The organism is Spirosoma sp. 48-14, assembly GCF_001898575.1.
GTDB lineage: Bacteria > Bacteroidota > Bacteroidia > Cytophagales > Spirosomataceae > Spirosoma.
Genome location: NZ_MKUD01000010.1, coordinates 21,012 through 44,143 on the forward strand (window position 1 = coordinate 21,012; position 23,132 = coordinate 44,143).

The window sequence follows — 23,132 nt, forward strand, 5'->3', positions numbered from 1 at the left end:
CCAATGAACAATCCAGGCAATAATTATTCATACGTATCCTATCAGAATGTCGATAGTGATGCTATTAACCTACGAGCGATTGTTTTTCGTTATCTGCGCAACTGGTATTGGTTTGTACTGTCTATTGGCTTAATGCTGGCAGCTGCGTATATATACCTACGTTATCAGGCTCCCAGTTATAAAAGCCAGTCTAGTTTGTTGATCAAGGATGAAAAGAAAGGACTTGATCAGGAAAATATTCTGAAGGAACTGGAGATTTTTGCGCCCAAAAAGGTAGTCGAAAATGAGATTGAGATTCTGAAATCGTATACCCTGATGGACCGGGTTGCTAAACAACTGAATCTTAATGTATTTTATTATCAGGATACGCCTTATGGCAAGCGGGAAATTTACGAAAAATCACCGATACGATTCATTGTAGAACAGGTAACGCCATCACTTTACAACGACGACTATCTGACGATCCGCTTCAATGATAACCAGACGTTTACTCTCAACGACAAGCCATATCCTCTGAACAGCAGTGTACAAACGCCTTATGGTCGCATTCGTCTTTTTACCCGTCGGCCTGTATCCAGTAAGAACGAGCCTGTGTATGTATCGGTAGTGGGACAGACGAAACTGGTGAGTGACCTAGTTAAGAAACTCAAGGCTGAACCGACTAGTAAAGCATCGACCGTGATCATGCTGACCCTGGAAACAGCTGTTCCCGATAAAGGAGAAGCGATACTCAATCGATTGATCGATGTGTACAACGAAGCCGCCATACTGGATAAAAACCGGGTGGCCGCCAATACCCTGAACTTTATTGACGAGCGGCTGAAACTTATTTCAAATGAGTTGCAATCTGTTGAACGGGGTGTAGAAGCCTATAAATCGGCGCAGGGCATTACCGATCTGGGCGTACAGGCAGAGGAGTTTCTGAAAACAGTTCAGCAAAATGATGCTCAGCTTAATCAGGTAACCATTCAGCTAGGGGCTTTAAACGATCTGGAGCAGTATATAAAGCAACAGCCGGGCAACCGGGCCGGTACACCCGCTACCCTGGGCCTTAGCGATCCTACGTTGCTGGCACTGATCGAAAATGTTACTAAACTGGAAGCGCAACGGGATATGCTGGCACGGACGACTTCGGATCAGAACCCCGTATTACAAACGATCGATAGCCAGATACACGCTACTAAAAACAGCATTCTCGATAACGTAGCTACGATGAAAGCCATGCTGACAACGGCTAAGCAGCAATACGCAGCAACGAATACGAAGATGGAAGGCGTTATTCGGAGTATTCCGACAAAAGAACGGGCCTTAATGGATATTACCCGCCAGCAGGCTATCAAGAACAACCTGTATACCTATCTGCTCCAGAAGCGGGAAGAGACGGCTGTATCGTTTGCATCGACCATTTCAGATTCGCGTACCGTGGATGTAGCCCGTAGCGATGCAAAACCTGTTAAGCCCGATCGGCCGAGTACCTACGTTCTGTTCGCTTTTCTTGGCTTATTGTTGCCCGTAGGTGTGCTTGCCACCAGCGACGCCATGAACAACCGTATCATGCGACGGAAAGACGTAGAAGAAGGGACGAATGTGCCCATCCTTGGTGAAGTGATCAAGAATAAAAACACCCAGGCAATTATTGTAGAAGCTCGTAATCAATCGGTTATTGCCGAGCAGATCCGTGCTTTACGCACTAATCTTCAGTTTTTGCGGGAGAGCCGAGAAGGCAGCCAGGCACTCTTGTTTACGTCGAGTATTAGTGGCGAAGGGAAGTCGTTCATTTCCCTGAATCTGGGTGCCAGTCTGGCATTGGTTGGTCGGCGTACGGTTATTCTGGAAATGGACTTACGGAAACCCCGTCTTCGCCATTCCCTGGAAAACTTCCCGGTTGGCATAGGTATCAGTAATTATTTGATTGGTGAGGCCGCTATTGAGGATATCATACAGCCAATTCCCAACACAGAAAACTATTACATTATTACGTCGGGACCCATACCGCCGAACCCGTCTGAATTGTTGAGCAGCCCACGGCTGGAAACGCTCATTCAGGAATTACGTCAGCATTTCGATTATGTCATCATCGATGCACCACCAATCGGCCTGGTGACAGATGCTCAGTTAATTGCGCCATTTGCAGATGCCACGCTCTTTATTGTTCGCCACGATTTAACGCCCAAAAGCTACATGAAAATGGTGGAAACAATTCACCAGGAGAAGCGCTTTAACAAACTCAACATCGTGTTAAATGCAGTTGGTGGGGGCGATGAAGAATACTACAGTTATAGCTATGGCTATAATTATGCCTACGGTGAGAAAAAAAGCACAAAAAAATGGCTGAGTTAAGACTGGTTCAAACCATCTATCAGCGTAAAGTCGCCTTCGTGTCATATGTGCTCAAACACCGCTAAGCAGCAGATTTGGGAGAATTGATTGTTGGATATTATCTGTAGATGCCAATTCAAATCAGCCTACAATTGATTAAGGACAATGTCTGTTAAAGGAAGCATCATTAAAAATATAGGCGCAGGTACTTGGGGTAAGCTTTCAAATGTACTGTTTAGATTAGTACAGGTACCGCTGCTTATCTCAGCATTAGGGGTAGAAGATTATGGCCGCTGGTTGGTATTAGCATCACTTCCGGCCTGGATACGATTAGCAAATTTTGGATTTGGTAATGTAGCTGCCAATGAAATGTCGATGCTACTGGCCGCGAATGAAGTTGATAAAGCCCGAAAAGTCTATTCGACAACGCTGACGTTAATCACGATAATTGGTGTAGTTGGGGGCCTGTTGGCCACTATAGTGGTGCCCCTGATTCCATGGGACGGTTTTATAGGGCAGAAGAGCCAACATGAAATTTCAAAAGCAGTTTACTGGTTAGCTATTTCTGTCTTTGTCTCATTTCTGATTGATGTAAGCTACAGCCGATTTCGAGCCGCCAGGAAAGCCCATGTATCGGTATTAATTGGAAGTTTTATGCCATGGGTGGAGTTACTATTGATGGTTATTGTGCTGCGGTACACAACCCGGTTCGATTATCTGGGTCTTGCAGTATTGGGTTCAACGGTACTTTTCCTGGGGCTATACCAGTTTTTGAGTAGAAAAAGCATGCCGCTTTTAACATTCTCTATAAAGGATGTGCAACCATCCCGATTCAGGGACTTATTCTGGAAAGGTATGGCATTTCAGGCTTTTCCGTTAGGGAATGCGCTTGTTTTTCAAGGAAACCTGCTCATCATTCAAGCTATTTTAGGGCCTTATGCGGTAACAGTTTTTGGCACAACCCGAACCTTAATCCGTACCATTAACCAGGCCATGGAATTGGTTAATCAGGCTATTTGGCCTGAAATGAGCCACCTGTTTGGTAGTAATGATATGGGAAGGGCCTCTAAACTGCACCGATTAGGGGTAGGCGTTTCAATAATTGGAGCCTGTATTGGGACTATCTTTTTAATGTTTTTCGGAAAAGATCTGTATGGTTTGTGGGTAGGAAAGGATATAACGATTTCCAATCATTTATTGATTATTTTCCTGATTCCAATTCCATTTAATGCCGTATGGTTTACGAGTAGCGTTGTTCATCTTGCTAGCAATAAACATGAAGGATTAGCGATCAGGTATTTACTATCTACCTTGGTCGGATTCATTGCCTGTATCGTCTTATGCTATTTTCAGGGAATTGAAGGAGCTGCCTTATCAACGATTGTAGCTGATCTGGTCTTAATCCCATATGTGATAAAAAACTCGTTAATACTCACAGAAGATACCTGGATATCATTTTTCAGAGGTATACTTCTTGAAATAAGTTCCATTAAAAATCTAGTGCTGAAGAGAATGGCCTAATGGCGATTCGCTAATGCCACTAGTCGATTAATCGTAGTCGATCTGCCCGAAATTCATTTGGTTCTCTCCTTAAGAAAGTATAGTACAAAGTACATACTATATAATTAGGATTATTTCTCCCTGAATTTAACTCCATACAGAATGAATAAGATAAACTTCATCGATCTGGATACACTTAGTAACGGCGAAGGTAAGCTTGTTTATGGAAACCGCTTAGAGGCTATTTCTTTTTATGAGACAACTTGCGAAGCATGGTTCTCCGATTTTCGTAAGGAGGTATTTTCGGCGATCGGTAAAAGATATTTTCCAGTTTATCGAATTGCCGATGGTGAAATGCGATTCTTATTTGGCTATCAGATAAACTGGAAGAATAAACCTTTTCTGAGCTTACTGAAATATATAAAATACGAACTGTTTAAGTCACCCTGGAAAACGTCATGGGGCGAGAGCTACTCTAGTACAGAAAAAAAACAATTACAAGCCATATTAGGGAAGTGCATTAAAACTATATCATCAGAAGGTAAACTGGCTATATACTGGAATAATAACGGACTGAATGCCTTTGTTGAATATAATAGAAATATGGAGCACCTATTTAAAAAAATAGGTGTACAGCTAAACAGAGAAAACTATATCCCTTTTCATTTTGCTCAGGCCATAATTGCCAATAATGCTGATCGATTATTGATAGGCAGAAATGTACTGGTAATCTCTGGGCTGGATAATCCAGAAAAAGAGGCTTTAGGTAAAAGGCTATATAAGATTGGGGTCGCTAATTATGATTTTTATCGGTGCTCTCCAACCTCAGCACTAAAGGATGATTATACCTTAATAAGGCCTCGTATAAAACCCGATATTGTATTGGTTGCTGCTGGTATTGGAGCCGCAAGAGTGCTTGCTGATCTGAAGCATTTAAATTGCCCCGTTATTGATATCGGAAGCTATTTGAATGTTCTAAGCGGTAAATACGAAAATGCGCACGCCGGTTTTTTTGTACAACCAAAAGTTCTGGAAAATAGCTAAAGGCATGAAACGAGAAAATAAAACAATCTATTATTTTTTAACCAGCATTTTGCTATGCTCCGTATCAACCTGGATTGGGGTTATTTTGAGTATTAACACATTGAAATATATAGCAGCAGCTGGTATTTTGATACTAACAATTATTTCATCTATCAATGTTTATAAGTATAAAACTATAATAACGTGGAAAAAAGCCATTCCGCTACTTTTAATCACCCTGGGCTATCCATTAATTAGAATAACAACGGATGTATTTGTCGATTTTCAGTTTAAAACCTTTACGGATGGATTTATACTGGAAGGGAGTTATTACCTGTTGTTATTATATGGCCTGAACATGGCGCTGGCAACCCGAATGGGGACTTCGTTCAGGCAATTATTTAAATTTTCAATAATTGCACTTCCAGCTGGTGTAGCGTTGATCTATACAAGCCTGGTACTGATCCCTGATTATAATATATGGATTGGGCATTTGTCATTGAATAACTGCCTGATACCAATCTCAATGCTGGCTCTCTATCCGAGAAATGAAAAGTATTTGCTTTGGGGCTGGTCGGCTATATTTCTTTTGCTATTTATAGCGGCTAAAATATGGTCTCGCTCATATACACTGGTTGGATTTTACATTGCCCTTTTTGCCTATAGATCTATTTTTCATTTAGGTAAACGCAAATTAGGGATAACACTATTTGTACTGCTTACTGTAGGATACTCGATTGGAGCTTTCTCTTTCTTTACGGAAAATTCAGAAGTTCGAGATCAATCAGTAGCAGAAAAGTATCAATTCGATTCGTTAATAAAAACGTTTGACGATTTTCTTACTGATTTTGACGTTACAAAATTATTTTATTGGGAGGGGAACTCAAGATCGACTCTATTAGTCGATGCATTTGGAAAAGCAAATTATATCGACTGGCTTATTGGACATGGCCTATTTGGGACTTATGATTCAACTATTGAAGTAAGTAGCAGTACGCTGGTTCGGCGAAGTACCATCGAAATCGGATGGGCTCAGGAAGTGTTTCGCTGGGGATTGCCATATGTTCTTTTCTTTTTGTATTCTCTCATGCGAGCCCGTAGCTATTTGAAGGGGCTATATGTTCAAACGAATGATCCTATCTATAAAGCTCTTTCAGAACTAATACTTATTAAAGTTTTAGATGGGTTTGTTTTTGGACTGCCGTTTTTTCATGTCTATAATCTATTAGTATTCTGGGGGCTTATGATTACTTGTGTTAAAGTGAATTTAATGCCGGTAATTATAGATACAAAAAATAGATATGTAGAGAAGATGACAGAATTGCAGGTTGCCAATTAAATACAGGGAAAGAGAAAAATCTAATTGGTGAGAATAATGAAAGCTTTTTTAAAACGTTTCGCTCGCTACGTTTATTTAAACTATAAATATCCAAAAGCTCATATTGCCTTTTCAGCAACTGTTTCATTGGATACGATGCTGGCTGATGGCGTAAAAATATTGCCAGGTAGTATGGTCGGTGATTGCAAAATAGATCGGCATACCTATGTTGGAACTAACTGTCAATTTTCCAGAACACAAATTGGTGCTTTTACCAGTATTGGACCCGAGGTTATTTGTGGATTAGGTTCACATCCTGTTGATTTTGTATCAACTTATCCTGGTTTCTATTCGTCTGAATCGTCAGGGGCGAATTGGTTTGGAAGTATACACAAATTCGTGGATAAACCAACTGTTCAAATTGGTTCAGACGTATGGATTGGGGCGCGAGCGATCATTCTGGGAGGGGTTAAGGTTGGGCACGGAGCTATTATAGCTGCCGGTGCAGTTGTCACGAAAGATGTACCGGCCTATGCAATTGTAGGAGGAGTACCGGGAAAAATAATTCGGTATCGGTTTGAGCCAGCTCTATTGGATAAATTACTGAATTCCAATTGGTGGAATATGTCTGATGAAACACTACGTACACTTTCAAAATATGTAGCAGAACCATCTGTTTTTGTTGAAAAATTAGCAGAAAACCATGGCTATAAGTGAGACTGCAAAAGAACGAATAAGGACAATTCTTTATTCCTGGCGATTTCCCAGAGATATTATTTACTGTTACTGGAAATTGAACGCATGGCACTCTTCGTGGAGGTTATACCGTACACCATTAATCCAGGTACATCGAAAGGCAAAAATTTCAATAGGAAAAGACTGGATTGCCTGTAGTGATCCCAGATATAATTCGTTGGGTGTATCTCAGAAAGTTATTATCAAAGCTGTTCGGCCAGGGGCTACGATCACCATTGGTAATGGAGTGGGTATGTCGGGAGCTACGATTTCATGTGGGCATAAAATTACAATTGGCAACCAGGTTTTATTAGGTAGTGGTGTTCTAATTACCGATAATGATTCTCATGGTATTCACCCTGATTTACGCCATTCTCGCTATCACATTGCAGAAGCCCCGGTGATTATTGAAGATCAGGTATTTGTTGGGGCAAGATCTATTATTTTAAAAGGGGTAACAATTGGCTATGGGGCAGTAATAGGAGCGGGATCTATCGTTACAAAAAATGTACCTGCTTTTAGTATTGTAGCTGGAAATCCAGCCCGTGTTGTCGGAAATGTATTAGATGAAAAATACGCTGGAGAGCTTGTACTAAAATAGAGATTGATAATGAAAAAACCTCTTATATTTTGGTGTGGATCTATCCTGAATTATGAAGGATTAAAACACTATGTTGGTGAATCGGCTGCGGCAACTCAATGGTCGTACGGGCTTCTCTCGGCTTTATCGGCAAATAATGTAGCTATAAAAACCTATGCCCCTATTTGGGATTCTGCATTCCCCAAAGGAAAATTGTTTCCTGGAAAATCAACTTATCTGGAACAACGTTTTGATCAAACGTTAGTTCGGTATCTAAATTTACCCTGGATTCGTCCGAAATCAATCGCGTTCTCGCTGGAAAAAGTTATTGAAGATGAGCTTCGAAAAGGGACCAGACCAATAGCTATATTAAATTATAACCCACTCTCTTATTATACTGAGGCATTAGATAAAATTAGTCGGAAGTATCCAGATATTCCTTGGGTCAATATTGTCCTGGATCTTAGTGATCCAACTGTTGATAACTGGGCTACTTTTCTTCAAACGACTCAACGGTCAAAAGGTAGTGTTTTCCTGTCCTGGTGGGGATATTGTAATGCACCTGTAGAAAACAAACTTCATTTAGATGCTGGTTGGAGTGGCACACTGCCAACTACAACAAAAGCGCCAGAAAAAGTATTTATATATGCTGGGAAACTTGAAGAATATGGTGGGATTAATCAGTTGATCGAAGCCATAAAAATTATGCCTGATAAAGATGTTTATTTTGATTTTTACGGTAAGCGGAGTAATTCGGCGTTGGATAAACTGGTAGCAATAGATAGCAGGGTTCGGTTTCATGGATTTGTTCCTGATGAACAACTGAATGAGGCTTGTAGTAAAGCTACTGCGTTTCTGAATCCTCGGGAGTTGGGTCACACAACGAATAATATGATATTCCCTTCTAAACTGCTATTCTATATAAAATACCGTAAACCTATTATTGGGCCTACTATGCCAGGTATTTCACCGGAATATAACAGTTTATTAGTCCAGCCGTCCGATTCTTCACCTGAGAGCTGGGTTACAGCTATGCAAAAAACAGTACAATTAACAGATAAAGAAACGCAAAAAATTGCTGTTGATTGTGATAAAATCCTTCAGAAAAAAACTTGGGATAGCCAGGCAACTAGTTTGATAAAATTCTTAGAAGCGTTATAAACAGAATCCTCGTAAGTGCAAAGAGTAGGTTTATACTACCCGATTTATCCTGCTCTAACGACTGTATGAGCTAATACCAGCGAGGCAATTTAATAAGTAGCGCCTTGTTTTTACAATGACAGATTTATAATTGACCAGACCATGAAACTTCTCCATGTAATTAACAGTATGGACCCGGCAATGGGAGGTCCCTGTCAGGGGATTCGAAATGTTATTGAAGAATCAGAGCGATTAGGGATTTATAGAGAAGTTGCCTGTCTTGATGATCCTTCAGCAGATTACCTCGGAAAAGATTCATTTCGTATTCATGCACTTGGCCCAAAAGTAGGCCGCTGGCAATATGGCTCTCGATTGATTCCATGGCTGAAGGAAAACCTTGATCGTTTCGATGCCGTAATTATAAACGGGTTATGGTTATACCCCAGTTACGGTGCCTGGAAGGCAATTAAGAGTTATAAAAAAACGTCCAGTAAAGAGTTGAAAATCTTTGTGATGCCACACGGTATGCTGGACCCGTATTTTCAAAAGACATCTACTCGAAAATTAAAGGCTATTCGGAACTGGTTTTATTGGGAGTTTCTCGAAAAAAATGTTGTAAATGATGCCGACTGCCTTTTGTTTACCTGTGAGGAGGAGCTTCAGTTGGCCAGGGATACATTTAGTTCGTATCATCCTAAAAATACGAAAAATGTAGGGTATGGCATTGAAGAACCTCCTGTCTTTTCAGACAGTATGTCAGCCGCTTTTTATGCAAAATGTCCAGAGGTTAAAAATAAGCCTTATCTCCTTTTTCTGAGCCGTATTAATTATAAGAAGGGTATTGATCTCTTGATCAAATCATATTCGATGGTTTTAACTGACTATACATCGAGAGGAAAAGAGGTACCTAAGCTTGTTATTGCTGGCCCGGGCTTGGATACAGCTTATGGAGAAAAAATGCTGGATCTGGTTTCTGAACATGCTAATTTGAAAGGACAGGTCTTTTTTCCGGGGATGCTTTCCGGCCCATCAAAATGGGGTGCTTTTTATGGATGTGAAGCATTTATCTTACCTAGTCATCAGGAAAATTTTGGCATTGCGCTGGTTGAAGCATTAGCTTGTAGAAAGCCTGTTTTAACGACAAGTCAGGTCAATATATGGCGGGAAATTACCGAAGGGAATGCCGGGTTTATTGTAGATGATACGCTTGATGGCACCAAAGAGTTGTTAGAGAAATTTTTAACTCTTGACGATGTGACTAAATGCAATATGGGGCTAAATGCTCGAAGTACGTTTGAATATAATTTTTCCATCAAAAATTCAGTCCGTCGATTTACGGATGTGATCACTGCTTTTTAATAGGCTGTATAAGGTTCTGGGTTTGTTATACGGGTGTTGCTGGTACTACACTCAGTTAAATAATTGAACCAATACATAAGTAATAGAAACACCTGCCAGGATAGTTTCATGAAATCTTATTTATGCGAATACTTATTTATGGAATTTTATACGCTCCCGAGCTGACTGGCGTTGGTAAATATTCGGGGGAAATGGCTGCCTGGATGGTGCAACAAGGGCATGAGGTGGAGGCAATTATGCCAATGCCTTATTATCCTGAATGGAAAGTACGTTCTGATTATAAAAATAAGGGCTGGTTTACAGAAATAGTCGATGGTGTAACGGTGCGCCGTTGCCCGATCTATGTGCCCAAAAAAGTAACTGCATCAGGTAGGATGCTACTCGACTTTTCATTCCTGATGAGTAGTCTATTTTATTGGATTCGTCTGTTTTTCTCGAGACGATACGACGTCGTTATTTGTGTAGCTCCTCCCTTCCATATTGGTTTTTTTCCTGTGCTTTATTCAATAGTACGAAATGTACCCGTTTGGCTCCATATTCAGGATTTACAGATTGATATTGCCAAAGAAATGGGCATGATAAAAAGCGAAAAATTCCTGAATCTATTGTTTAGTGCCGAACGCTTCATTTTAAAACGTTGTAAAACGGTATCGACTATAAGTGAAGGAATGATTCGGAAAGTAACCGAAAAAAAATCTACGCAGTCGGATTGTGTTCTGTTTCCGAATTGGGTCGATGAGGGTTTTGTGAAACCATTGCCTGTACATGAATCACTGCGAGCCGAATTAGGATTAACAGAAACAGATAAAGTGATTTTGTATTCGGGAAGTATTGGCGAAAAACAGGGGCTGGAGTTAATTGTTGAAGCGGCTAAGCATTTTGCTCATAAGCCAGATATGAAATTCCTGATCTTTGGATCGGGTGGGGGTAAGGGGCGTCTGGAAGCACTGGTACAGCAGTATAAGCTGACCAACGTATTTTTCCATCCGTTACAGCCTTATGAAAAATTGTCAGCTCTATTGGCGACTGCTGATATTCATCTGGTCCTACAAAAAAAATCGGCTTCTGACCTGGTGTTGCCCTCTAAATTGACTGGAATTCTGGCGGCTGGTGGCTGTGCCTTAGTGTCGGCTGTGCCAGGTACTACCCTGCATGAGGTGGTAGCTAGTGAGCAGATGGGTATACTGATCGAGCCTGATTCATTAGAGGCTTTGATCGGAGGGATTGACCGGGCATTTCGTTCTGACCGGACAGTCTATCGGGAAAACGCCAGGGCGTATGCCAGACGAAATCTGAGTAAAGATGAGATCCTTCAGCAATTTGAAGCCCAGATGGTCAATATAATTAATCCGGTATCAGAACCACTCATTGCCGAGCAGGTGTAAGGGGCTACGACTTGAACAAATTATTCGTGTTTCAAACGTTATGGTGAAACGGCAGCAATCTCTTTTTCGGGCAATTCATCTCGTTTGTATACAACTGGTTGGCATACCTTCGTTGGCTCAGTTCCAGAATCGACCCACGTACGACACAACGATGACGGCCGGAATCCGGTATCGGGCTGAGCTCAGTGGCGTGGTATCTACAAATGGGCGTTCTCCTTTCTGGATGCGGTCGAATCAGTTTGGGACGGTTCCCTGGCAATTTCCTGCCGGAATTGGCACAGTGGGTGTCACGGGTTTATGGGGCAATCCTCGCCAGGCCCATAAACCCTACCTTAAAGCAGGTATTGAGGTTGTTGGTAACCTGAATTCCGCTTCACGGCTGGTGTTGCCAGAAGCTTACGTGGCTGTTCGTCTGGGACATGGCGAGCTGTACATAGGGCGGCAGAAAGAGATTCATGGATTAGTCGATACCCTCCTTACATCTGGTTCTATTGCCTGGTCTGGTAATGCCGTGCCGATCACACAAATCCGACTGGGAACCAGGGATTTCGCTCCGCTAAAATTTACCAAAGGCCTGATTGCCGTTAATGCTTTTTTCAGTCACGGCTGGTTTTCGGATACCGACTCGATGCACAATGTCATGCTGCATGCCAAAGCCGTTTTTGTACGCGTGGGGAAGCCTACCTGGAAAGTGCGATTTTATGGAGGAATCAATCATTTTGCTCAATGGGGAGGCTACTCAAAAGCCCTGGCTGATGGCCCTGTTTCTAAGTTTTTGTCGGCTAATGGCTATTTGCCTAGTTCGCTAAAAGCCTACAAATCGGTTGTATGGCCGATTGGCCAGCCAGGAAGTGACGATCAATTCTCAGCAATTGATACCATCAATCAGATTGGCAATCACTTGGGATCTATTGATGCAGGTCTTGACATTCAGCTTAAAAACGCATCGCTATTTCTGTATTCCCAGCATATTTTTGAAGATAACTCGGGCTTGACATTCAAAAACTTTCCAGACGGTCTTTTCGGTGTCCGATGGAAAGCGGGCGTATCAAATTCAGGGGCGGTTGTTCAACTAAAGCAACTGACAGCCGAATTCATTACGACACGCAACAGGAGCGGTACCAAACTGCCTTACGGACGGGATGATTATTTCTTCCATGGCCAGTATCTGGATGGATGGACGCACCAGGGAGCTATTATCGGAACGCCTATTTTCACCCGAACAGCCGACTTGCCGTCTGCATTACTGAAAAAAAGTGCCTGGCTCAGCCGGAGTTTTGCCTATCGGCTATTGCCTGTCAACAACAATGATGTTCAATCAGTACATGTGGGTGCATACGCAGTATTGTTTCAACGGGTTTCGGCTGTGCTGCTGGCGACAGGTAGTCGGTATTACGAGTTTGATTACTCGGCCAGGACCTACGACCAGCTTTCTATGAGTCTGGAATTAACCAACCTTGTTTTGTCGGGAAGTGTAAACATGGGCCTTAAGCTGGCTTATGATACCGGAGCTATTTTCACTGGCAACCTCGGTGGAATGCTCACAATTCGTAAAACGGGTTTTTTAACGCAAAAGCCAGTTAACAGGTGAAGCTGATCCTACAAAAGATGTATCATTAATTGAATAGACCATGTATCAACAGATCGATAATTTCAAGTTACCTCCTGGCTTCCGTGGCCGACCCGGTTGGTATGTACAGCTTTGGTGGATCGTTGAATCCTTATTTTTCAGAACGTCCCCTCAGTTTATGTACGGATGGCGTCGGTTTCTGCTTCGAAGTTTTGGCGCTACTATAGGTCAGCGTGTTCAGGTCAGGCCGTCTGTACACACGCAGTTTCCGTGGAAAGTGACCATTGGCGATTCAACCCGTATTGGTGATGATGTTGTACTGTATAGCTTAGGACCTATTACGATTGGGGCGAATGTGATAGTCTCGCAAAAGAGCTACATCTGTACGGGCTCGCACGACTATATGGATGCCGATTTCGCCATTTTTACGGAGCCTGTCGTTATAGAAGATGAATGCTGGCTGGCAACCGATGTGTACGTAGCGCCCGGTGTTACGATTGGAAAAGGTACGGTTGTTGGGGCAAGGTCGTCGGTGTTAAAGTCTCTGCCTGCCAATAAAGTATGTGTTGGTACGCCAGCCAAACCACTCAAAGATCGTAAGCAACTGGACGCGTATTCAGAGGGGGTTCAGGAGGTCTGGAGTGTTTAGTTATTAAGCCGTTGTTAGCGTGAGGCCAGATTTGAGAATCTGGCCTCACGCTAACAACGGCTTAATGCCGCCTGTGCATTTCTGCTAGCCAGCCAGTCGGCCATTTGCTGAAGACCTTCAGATAGGCTCGTGGTAGGTTGATAGGCCAGTTTCTGCTTCGACCTGGTCAAGTCAGCCCAGGTATGGGCTACATCACCAGGTCGGTCCGGCCTTTGAATGATACGTGCTTTCTGATTGGTCACATCTTCCATCAGGGTAATCAACTGCCGTAACGATATATAGCTCCCGCTGCCAATGTTGTAAATGGAAAAACCATCGATCCGAAACATGGCTTTACTGATTCCCTGTACAATATCGGCTACAAAAGTGTAATCGCGGCTAGTCCCTTTGCCATAAAGGGTCAGCTGATGTTGCTGGCGTATGGCTTCTAAAAATTGATAAATAGCCATGTCAGGCCGCTGACGTGGTCCATAGACAGTGAAAAAACGCAGGCAGGTACTCTCAATACCATATTGCTGGTGATAGTGTCGGCAGAGTTGCTCCCCTTTATATTTAGTAAGCGCATAGGGTGAAATCGGAAACAAATGCTGGCAATCTTCCTGAAGGGGCATAGCCGGATGATCGCCATAAACCGACGAGGAAGAGCCAAAAATTAGTTTTCGTACACCAGACTGATGCATAGCGTTGAGTAGCGTACGCGTACCGTTGAGATTTACATCGGCGTATACATCCGGGCGCTGAAGCGAGGCCTGAACGCCGGGTAAAGCAGCTAAATGAATCACCACATCGAACTGACCTTGCCTGAATACATGAGTCAGGTAAGGGGCATCCCGAATGTCGCCCTCATGCAGAAAGTAGGCTGGATGACCCAGGCTTTGATGAATATTCCGAAGTTTTTGTTCACGTGAGTAATTCGTGTGGAAATTATCCAGTACATGCACCCGACAGCCCATAGTGAGTAAATGATCGGCTACATGCGACCCTATAAACCCAGCACCACCCGTAATTAGTACATTCATAAGTGAAATTGGCCCATCCGATGGTTCCTGAGATGTTAGTTCTAAATAGATAAGAATATTTATTTTTATTAGAAAATATATCTTATTAGATACCAAAATAGAATTTTATTAAATAAATATACGGTATTTGTTTTCAATTATCTAAAAATAAAAAATAAATTATCCCCTTAAATAGGAGTTTTCAGGGAAGCATGTTTGGGCGTTTATCGTTCGCTATCTTCGGCGTTTCAATAATGAAATAGCATTAAGTCTGTGTATGAATTTGCTGGAATAGGCTGTCACGGTGTTCGATAACCTACTGATTAACGATCTGAAAAAAACATACCCGTCGGTACAAGGGTTTATTACTCAACGACATCTGTACTGTGAACAAATTGAATTCTGAACATAAATTGCCCTTTTTGCAGGGTGGGGGAGAAATGGGGGCACTCACCCGAACGTATAATTGGCACCAAACATCCATAGATACCCCTGATCGGTGGCCCCGTAGCTTGCGTACGACCCTGGGTATTGTATTGCATTCGGCATTTCCTATGTTTCTTTTCTGGGGTGACGAACACATTTGTTTCTACAATGATGCTTATCGACCCAGCCTTGGGCATGAAGGAAAACACCCGGCGTTGGGGAAACGGGGCCAAGAGGTTTGGAGCGAAATCTGGTCCTTTATCGGCCCGTTGATCGACAAGGTGATGACAACTGGCGATGCGGTTTGGTATGAAGATCAACTGGTTCCATTCTACCGCGATGGGAAACTCGAAGATACTTACTGGACATTTAGTTATAGCCCGGTGTATGGTGAGAATGGCCAGATTGATGGTGTACTTGTAACCTGCACCGAAACTACCGAGAAGGTTCGAACCGTCCAGAAACTCAAAGAAACCAACGACCAGCTTGCTTTTGCTATTGAGGCCACCGAACTCGGGACCTGGGATCTGGACCCGAGTTCGAATGAGTTTTCGGCCAATGCACGGCTGAAAGAATGGTTTGGATTACCTACCGATGGGCCGGTTGATTTACCGTTGGCAACTAGTGTTGTTGCCGAAAAAGATCGACAGAACGTTGAAAAAGCCATTCAGTGGGCCTTGCAGTATGAATCAGGAGGGCACTACGATATTGATTATACGCTGGTCCATCCCCTTACGAACGAAGAACGGATCGTGCGGGCAAAAGGTAAGGCCTGGTTTACTCCCGATCATATACCATATCGGTTCAACGGCACCCTTCAGGATATAACGGATCGTAAAAAAGCGGAGCAGGAAGTAGCCGCCAGTGCGCAGGCGTTACGGAGTATCATCGAAAGCGCCCCTTTTCCGATCGGTATTTATGTAGGGCCGCACATGCAGATTCAGTTTGCCAATTCTGCTATTATTACCGTTTGGGGAAAGGGCTCTGATGTAGTGGGGAAGCGTTACGCCGACCTATTGCCCGAATTGAAAAGCCAGGGAATATATGCTCAGCTTGACCGTGTTTACGAAACAGGTATTCCGTTTCACGCCCGATATCAGCGTGTCGATCTGGAAGTAGATGGCAAGCTGCAACCATTTTATTTCAACTACAGTTTTACGCCACTGTACGATACCGAAGGTAACATCTACGGCGTTATGAATACAGCCGCCGAGGTGACGGATTTGGTTGAGGCCAAGCAACAGTTAGAGGATGCAGAAGCCACCTTGCTTGGAGCAATTGAGTTGGCAGAGCTGGCTACCTGGCGTATGGATATAGCTACCCGGACGTTTTCGTACTCCGAACGGTTTATGGATTGGCTTGGCTTCTCCGATAGCACAAAAACGCAGGATGCGGCTTATAATCCATTGCCTGCCAGTTACCAGCAGCAGGTTGTTGAAGCCATTGAGGCTGCTATCCAGCCCGGCTCATCCGGCTTCTACGAAAATGAACACCCAATCGTCAACCAGCTTACCGGACAGGTTCGAATTATACACGCACAGGGCCGTGTTTTTTACGATCCCGATGGAAGACCGTCTATACTGAGTGGCACAGCGCAAGACATTACCCAGCAACGGGAAGTTCGGATTACGCTAGAGCGGCAGGTGCAGGAACGTACGGAGGAACTGGAATCGACGAATGAAGAGTTAACGGCCATCAATGAAGAGCTTACTGAAGCAAACCAGCTTTTGATTCGTTCGAACGACAACCTGCAACAGTTTGCGTATGTGGCCAGCCATGATTTACAGGAGCCGCTTCGTAAAATTCAGCAGTTCAGTACCCTTCTCAAACAGGAATATACTACGTCACTGGATGATAAAGGGAAAGACTTTCTGGATCGGTTAACGTCGGCAAGTTCGCGGATGTCGATGCTCATCAAAGACCTACTCACTTTCTCCCGTATTTCGACCCAGCAGGTAGCCCATAGGCGGGTCGATTTGAACGATGTAGTTCGTGAAGTTCTGGAAAATCTGTCGATTGCCATCGATGAATCAAAAGCAGTTATCCAGATTGATCCATTACCCATCCTGGATGGAGATTCCTTACAACTAGGACAACTATTTCAGAACTTACTATCCAATGCGATTAAGTTTCATCAGCCAGGTATTAAGCCTGTTGTTCAGATACGAGTCAGTCAGCTACTAGCCAGAGATTTACCACTTTCGCTACCTATACTGCGGCAATCAAAATCCTATTATTGCCTCGATATAGCTGATAATGGGATTGGGTTTGACGAGAAATACAGGGATCGGATTTTTCAGGTCTTTCAGCGATTGCACACTAAGCGAGAGTTTGCCGGTACAGGAATAGGACTGGCCATTTGCCAGAAAGTGGCTACTAATCATGGGGGGGCTATTACAGCCATGAGCGAGCCAAACCACGGTGCTATATTTAGCGTCTATCTGCCGGTGTAAGTTAATTCAGTATTGCAGGTTTTTTCAACATATAGGGAGGTCTGTCGAAATACAGATAAATAAATGCCTGTTATCATCTGCTCTTTGGATAGGCGGCCACTCATCCATCTGATAGTTTCAGGATTCGCCTGGAGGTATGGAAGGAGATTGTGCACAAAAAACGCTGACCTCATGGCGAGCCCAGCGTTTAAATCTAACCCATAAGAGCTTGCTAGCTATAGAACCAATAGTTTGCAATCGGGGCCATTTTAGGGAATAATTGTCTCAATCGTTAACTTATTGATTGGACGGCAATCTCTAAATTACCCTTTTCGACTACCTATGAAACGAAACAGGATGATTAGTAAGTGGTTGAGGTGAGCCAGTATGTCTGACAAAAAAATATAAGCCAAACTTATCGATGGGCTATTGAGACGCTAGGCCGATTGACCATCGCGCGTGTTTTTTTGTACAGCTATGGCGCCAAACAACGCGAGCAGAAAAGCAAAGGCATAGAACCCTTTCTCGCTGGGTAAGAGGGTGGCGTTCCAAAGACCGACGGTCAGAAGCACGATGGCTAAAATTGTAGAAAACCAGCTCAATCCATAGTATATATCTGTTACGGGCAGCCCTTCCAGCCGATCTCGTACACTCTTCTGTACGGATACGACAGAGAATAGACCGTACATCAGCACGGTGAAGTAAAATCCTTTTTCATTGAGCAGCATGTCGGAACGCCAGAGGCCGATTAAGAAACCAAACATACCGGCACCCAGCGCCATCCAGGAAGCGCCAACAAAGGCCATCGAGGGTTTTTGAGTCATTTTTGTAGTGATTTAATGGTGAATATTTTGTAAGGGTATTATTCGCTTAACTGCTTGTAATGGGCTGATTTTTAGGGCTTAGTATGGACAATGGGGCAGGGAGATGTTAGCGGAGTAATCGATCGACAACCCGTATTCTGTGGCATCAACCACCTTGTTTTACTGGCACAAAATTGTAAAGGGCTGACTACGAAAAATAGAGATAATCAATAGTGGGTAGGAATGAGTTAATAAATGACGCTCTCAGCGAATGATTCCCGAAATGGCTGCCAGCAGGATAATCATGAGGGCATTTTTGTAAAATAGTAGAAATGCACGTATTTTTGACGCATCTATTGAATGAGTTACAAATAGAACAGTAGGTCGCGATCAGCTTTTAATCTATTTTTCGCATAGTAATGATTCAAGGATTGTAGCAATGGTCCTGTAGCTCAGTTGGATAGAGCATCTGCCTTCTAAGCAGACGGTCAAGCGTTCGAGTCGCTTCGGGATCACCTCACAGTCAGGCAGTTACGCGTCAAAACGTGACTGCCTTTTTTCTTGAATGGCCCATGCATTGGCCCGGCTTGGCCGTTTTTGAGCAAAAATAAATCCGCCAGTACATCACCAGCGGACTATTTTAACCTTCCTGTTTTTTTAAACCAAATTCTTAGGCCCCAGCCGCCCGGCTGATGGTCATTGAGCGCGGATTGTACCAGACGCCACTCACGTACTCGAAGGTAATCAGGTTATCGCCCTGTTGTAAACTGATCGTGCCCGTAATGGTGCGCGTGCCGCCGTCGGCTACCTCGGTGTTGAAGGTGATTTGCCGAACGCCATTGACCTTGATACCTCCCTGACCCGGTGAACCCTGATTGCTCTGGTAGGTAAAGGAGAAGTTGTAGTCCGATGCCGTTTTGGGGGCATTAGTAAACGGCATGTCTTCAGTGGTAGCCGGATTGGTCGGACTCTCGTAGGAATGCACGTAAAAATTGGCAATGCCCTGCTTGGTCTGGGAGTAGGCTGGATACGACGTAGCTGCGTTGACCACGGAGGAATAGCCCGATGTTGCCGAACCCGACGTAGCCCGAACCCGGTAAAAATAGGTCGAACCAGTGGTTAGGCCCGTATCCGAGTACAGCGCCGTGGTCGGCGTTCCGATCTGGGTCCAGCCCGAAGAGCCGTTGCTGCTCCGCTCGATCTGATACCCACTTGCCCCTGATACCGCGTTCCAGGTAATGTTGATACTGGTCCCGGATGCGGTGGCCGCTGAGACGTTGGTGGGAGCCGATAGGGCAGGAGCTGCCGGTTTAGTCGTCGGTGGTACCGTATTGGCTGGAATCACGGCCCCGTTATCCTCCACCACGAGCGGGAATGGATAGGTGCCCGCTTTGATGGCAGCGGCCATGGCCGCGTTGCCCTGAGTGGTTAGTGGAAAACCGTTAGTTCCGGTTTCGCGGGTGGTGCGAACTGTATAAGCTACCGGTCCGCTGGGTGAGGCTTTGATGCGTATATTATTCTGGGTTCCTTCTGCCATAGTGGTAAATAAGTAGGAGGGTTCTTGTTAAGGTTCGGGGTCGGTGTTGGCGGTATTGACCCAGGCGATGCTGAACTTAGCGCCCGTTGGTACCGACAAAGCTGTTAATTGCACATTTTGTACATTTTCACTCAGCCCCGAAATACCGGCCAGGTTGAACGTAGCCGTTCGCCATGTATTGTCGCAGATCAGCGTAGCCGATGCCTGCTGGCCATCGTACTGATTCGGTGACTGCCCCACTGTGCCCGCTTTGAGAATTAGCGAGGTCGGCCAGCCCGAAGCGCCTTTGTAACGGACATAGAGCTTATCGAGTTGACTGACTGGAATCGATACTTTCGGCCAGTGAATATCCACGAAACTACCCCCGTTGATGGGACTGATTTCAACCCCGGTATCGGGCGTTGGGAAGCCGGTATCGCGTCCATTGCCGTAGTGGAAATAGCCCCGCCCGTTGCGGGCATTGAATTTCCAGCTGAGTTTGTTGCGATTGGTTGGCAAGGCATTCGCCCAGTCCCGGATCTGCTGCACGGTACCGATGCGGAATTTATGGTTGGTGTAATAGACCCCGTTCCAGTCCCAGATAATGCTCTGGTTTGACACCGAGTAGTTCGCCGGGTTGTCAAACTCGCCAGAAGCCGTATCGTTGGGGGCATAGCGGAACTGAGACGTTGAATAGCCCCCATCGCGCCAGACGCCCAGGCCCTGACTGCCGATGTTATTGTCAGGCACGACAGCGTACCAGTTCTCTTTCATCGGCACCGGGGTTTGGTCCCAGTTCGTTAAATAGACCACGTTGCCACTGGCATCCACGTGGGCGTTGTATTTATACGGTGCGTTGACAATCACGTTCGGATACTCATTCGAGCGGGCTTCGTACGAGGCCTGATCCATGGTCCGGTTATGGGTCATCTTGACCCGCACATCACATTCGGCGCCATTGATTTCCACCCACTGCTCTAAAATTACATCGGTGGGTTCATTTCTGACCGCCCAGTTCATCATGACCGATTTGGTATAGACCCTATTGCCGCTGCGACCCACCTGGATCACCACGGCCGGATTGTCGAAGGTGTCGCCGATCTGAATCGGGTTGTTGCCCACGCCACCGCCCTCAGCGCTCGCCCACTGGGCTTGAATCTCCCTGCCATCGGCTTCCACCTGCCGGGTGCGGCCTCCGCGGTAAATGGTCATGCCGGTCCCTCTGCCCCAGTCGTTCTGGTTAATGATGTTGGGCTGCCCACTCGCCGAGATATGGCCCGGTGCGCCCCCGAAATTCTTCCAGATCTCGACCCGGATAATACCGTTATCCAGCACGATCTTATCGCCAATCGGTACGCCCCGGTGCAGCCGGGAATCGTACTCGCTCCAGGTCGGATTGGTCAGAATGGGACTGTAGTCAAACGTATCGAAGCTCGGCTTGTTAATGGCCACGGTGCCACCACCCGATGAACCGTTATCACCGCCACTTCCCGAGCTGGTATTGGCCGTTCTAGCCGCATAACCGGGCCTGAGCCAATCGGTGTTGACGATAGGTAAGACCTCATAGGTTTGTCCAATGTCGGCTTTCTGCACCACGACCTCGAAGACGTGCGCGTAGGGACCAATCAGCTTGACGCTGAACCGGTTTCCGTTCAGTAGCCCACCGGGCACGCGCAGGACGGCCGTAGTCTCATCGGTAAAGCCCTGTTTCATGCCGCCCACGAATACGACCCGCCACGTTGTGCCTTCGTCTTTCCAGCGCAGCATAAAGGCGGGTTTGGGGGTGCCAAACGTGCCCGACGAATACGCATAGGCCTCGGTACCCGAATAGGCTGTAAACGCGCCGGTTCCATTAATCTGCACCTCGGGATCCTCCACGTAGGTCGAACCTGCCCACCAGCGCTCGAAGCGCTGCATGTCGGCCCGGGCCTGATCGAGGGCCGTAATGGCGTGCAATTCGTGGTTGAAGACCAGATTTTGGGCAATGGGCAAATTGATCTTCGACACATCGCCCGGTGGGAACAGATACAGCCCCCAGCCTTTTTCGGCCCCCGCCCGGAGCCGGATCACGCAGTAACGGGAATAGTTATCCCCCGGCGGCTGCCAGACCTTGGGCGCTTCGCCATCACCCGTTACGCCGGGTTGCAAATCAGCAAATGGTATCCGGGCGTTGATGACTCGGTAGGAGCCATCGGGCTTGATCAGGGCCGTGGTATCGGTTTCGTACTGCGGCTCGATCTGCCGGATGATGGGCCGGGTCCTGCCCTGTCGGTCCCGCATGCGTTTCTCATTTAACTGAATATAGCCTTTCTCATCGGCAACGATGTGACGCGGAAGCTGCTTGCTCCACAGGTAGGTGTAGTTCTGGGTGGCGGGCACTTTGTCTTCAAAAATGGCCTTGCCATCCACTTCTAAAAAATCCTTACCCATGCGGTAATAATAGCCCTGCATCGAGGATTCGTGGTCCCAGATCGAACCCGATATGTTCGTATAGGTGCGACCATTAATCGTTAGTGTCGAACCCGACGCGCCGGAAATATGACTGATATTGACTGATCCCTCTATGAAAATGCCGGAATTATTAACAAAATCCAGTCTGGGTTCGCCCTGGTACATCGAGGCCCCAAACACCACTTCCAGATCCGTTTTAGGCGTAATGCTTTCGGCTGCTTTCTTTTTTAAAGCCTCCATTAAGAGCACAAATCGGTTCTGGGCGCGGGTCAGGGCTTCCGATGCCCACAGCCCCGAGGTCGTGTTTAAGGTATCGTAAGTGACGGTAGTCCCCGTACTTTCCAGAAAAATGGACTGAGTCTTTTTGGTGTTCCACTCCGCATCGCTGTACGAACCCCGGCCCCAGCCTAAACTCTTTTCGATGTTTAGAACGACCAGCTTCACGCCCGGGTCAGCCCCGGATCCGCAGGTTGGGATGTGGTTCCAGATATAATTCTCATAATCAGAATAGATCGCTTCATACACGCCCCGGCCTTCCATGGGTCCATGCAGACCGCTTTCGGTCAGGTATAAAATTCCCTCCCCGTAGGTAAGGGCCGCTTTTTCCTGATCGGTCAAGGTCCAGTGATTGAACGCGTTGACGCCGATACGCTTACGCTGCGCCACGGACTTCCCACCCGGATTCCAGTCCAGAATATAGCGAAAGTTCGGATCGTAATATTTATCGGGCCCAAACTGCTCCGGGTTATAGACCCCTTTCGCTTCAGGCGTATAGGGCAAGCGGATCAGGCCCCCTTTCCGGGCAATGGTCACGCCAGGAGGCAGCTCAGAGAGCCGCTGAGTCGAGCCATCGCTATAACAGGCCAGAACGAGGGCCTGACCATTTAAGACCGACGTGCGGTAGGTTTGTAAGGTAGGTGCGGCCATA

16 protein-coding genes and 1 tRNA gene are annotated in these 23,132 nt (G+C 45.5%); 13 read left to right on the forward strand and 4 right to left on the reverse strand.

Going from position 1 to position 23,132, the window contains the following annotated elements; genetic code table 11:
• The first annotated feature begins 3 nt into the window (after positions 1-3).
• The 11 genes from BGO59_RS08495 to BGO59_RS08545 all read left to right on the forward strand — a co-directional run bounded on the left by BGO59_RS08495 (position 4) and on the right by BGO59_RS08545 (position 13,578).
• On the forward strand, positions 4-2,340 hold the full coding sequence (locus BGO59_RS08495) for a tyrosine-protein kinase (protein WP_293683170.1): 2,337 nt from the start codon (positions 4-6) through the stop codon (positions 2,338-2,340).
• Between the two features lie 144 nt (positions 2,341-2,484).
• Positions 2,485-3,840, forward strand: coding sequence for a hypothetical protein (locus BGO59_RS08500; RefSeq protein WP_293683171.1), 1,356 nt, complete (start codon positions 2,485-2,487; stop codon positions 3,838-3,840).
• A gap of 141 nt (positions 3,841-3,981) precedes the next feature.
• Entirely contained in the window at positions 3,982-4,863 is an 882-nt protein-coding gene (locus tag BGO59_RS08505) for a hypothetical protein (RefSeq protein ID WP_293683172.1), read from the forward strand.
• 4 nt (positions 4,864-4,867) lie between these two features.
• Positions 4,868-6,181: a hypothetical protein gene (locus BGO59_RS08510; protein WP_293683173.1), complete on the forward strand. Its 1,314-nt coding sequence runs from the start codon at positions 4,868-4,870 to the stop codon at positions 6,179-6,181.
• A 36-nt stretch (positions 6,182-6,217) separates the two neighbouring features.
• On the forward strand, positions 6,218-6,877 hold the full coding sequence (locus tag BGO59_RS08515; RefSeq protein WP_293683174.1) for a CatB-related O-acetyltransferase: 660 nt from the start codon (positions 6,218-6,220) through the stop codon (positions 6,875-6,877).
• Positions 6,864-7,496 carry an acyltransferase gene (locus tag BGO59_RS08520; protein WP_293683175.1) on the forward strand — a complete coding sequence of 211 codons (633 nt, stop codon included), beginning with the start codon at positions 6,864-6,866 and terminating at the stop codon, positions 7,494-7,496. Before BGO59_RS08515 ends, BGO59_RS08520 begins: the two co-directional genes overlap by 14 nt.
• Positions 7,497-7,505: 9 nt before the next feature.
• A complete protein-coding gene (locus BGO59_RS08525) occupies positions 7,506-8,636 on the forward strand; it encodes a glycosyltransferase (protein WP_293683176.1) in 1,131 nt (376 codons plus the stop codon).
• 141 nt (positions 8,637-8,777) lie between these two features.
• Complete coding sequence (locus tag BGO59_RS08530) at positions 8,778-9,974, forward strand: glycosyltransferase (protein WP_293683177.1); 1,197 nt, start codon at positions 8,778-8,780, stop codon at positions 9,972-9,974.
• Positions 9,975-10,096: 122 nt separating this feature from the next.
• The gene (locus BGO59_RS08535) at positions 10,097-11,359 is read left to right on the forward strand and encodes a WcaI family glycosyltransferase (protein WP_293683178.1); all 1,263 of its coding nucleotides are present in this window, start codon (positions 10,097-10,099) and stop codon (positions 11,357-11,359) included.
• A gap of 40 nt (positions 11,360-11,399) precedes the next feature.
• Positions 11,400-12,950 (forward strand): capsule assembly Wzi family protein, encoded by a 1,551-nt coding sequence (locus tag BGO59_RS08540; RefSeq protein WP_293683179.1) that lies wholly within the window; start codon positions 11,400-11,402, stop codon positions 12,948-12,950.
• A gap of 40 nt (positions 12,951-12,990) precedes the next feature.
• On the forward strand, positions 12,991-13,578 hold the full coding sequence (locus tag BGO59_RS08545; protein ID WP_293683180.1) for a putative colanic acid biosynthesis acetyltransferase: 588 nt from the start codon (positions 12,991-12,993) through the stop codon (positions 13,576-13,578).
• A 50-nt stretch (positions 13,579-13,628) separates the two neighbouring features.
• Here BGO59_RS08545 and BGO59_RS08550 read toward each other — a convergent pair whose 3' ends face one another.
• Positions 13,629-14,597: a GDP-mannose 4,6-dehydratase gene (locus BGO59_RS08550; RefSeq protein WP_293683181.1), complete on the reverse strand. Its 969-nt coding sequence runs from the start codon at positions 14,595-14,597 to the stop codon at positions 13,629-13,631.
• Positions 14,598-14,962: 365 nt separating this feature from the next.
• Here BGO59_RS08550 and BGO59_RS08555 point away from each other — a divergent pair, with 365 nt between their 5' ends.
• On the forward strand, positions 14,963-17,455 hold the full coding sequence (locus BGO59_RS08555) for a PAS domain-containing sensor histidine kinase (protein ID WP_293683182.1): 2,493 nt from the start codon (positions 14,963-14,965) through the stop codon (positions 17,453-17,455).
• Between the two features lie 416 nt (positions 17,456-17,871).
• On the opposite strand, the gene yiaA is transcribed toward BGO59_RS08555, so the two are convergent.
• Entirely contained in the window at positions 17,872-18,258 is a 387-nt protein-coding gene (gene yiaA, locus BGO59_RS08560; RefSeq protein WP_293683183.1) for an inner membrane protein YiaA, read from the reverse strand.
• Positions 18,259-18,678: 420 nt separating this feature from the next.
• On the opposite strand from yiaA, the gene BGO59_RS08565 reads away from it, so the two are divergent.
• Positions 18,679-18,752: transfer RNA gene (locus BGO59_RS08565), tRNA-Arg, on the forward strand.
• 155 nt (positions 18,753-18,907) lie between these two features.
• Here BGO59_RS08565 and BGO59_RS08570 read toward each other — a convergent pair.
• A complete protein-coding gene (locus BGO59_RS08570) occupies positions 18,908-19,774 on the reverse strand; it encodes a fibronectin type III domain-containing protein (protein ID WP_293683185.1) in 867 nt (288 codons plus the stop codon).
• Between the two features lie 27 nt (positions 19,775-19,801).
• Complete coding sequence (locus BGO59_RS08575; RefSeq protein ID WP_293683187.1) at positions 19,802-23,131, reverse strand: hypothetical protein; 3,330 nt, start codon at positions 23,129-23,131, stop codon at positions 19,802-19,804.
• Position 23,132: the final 1 nt, after the last annotated feature.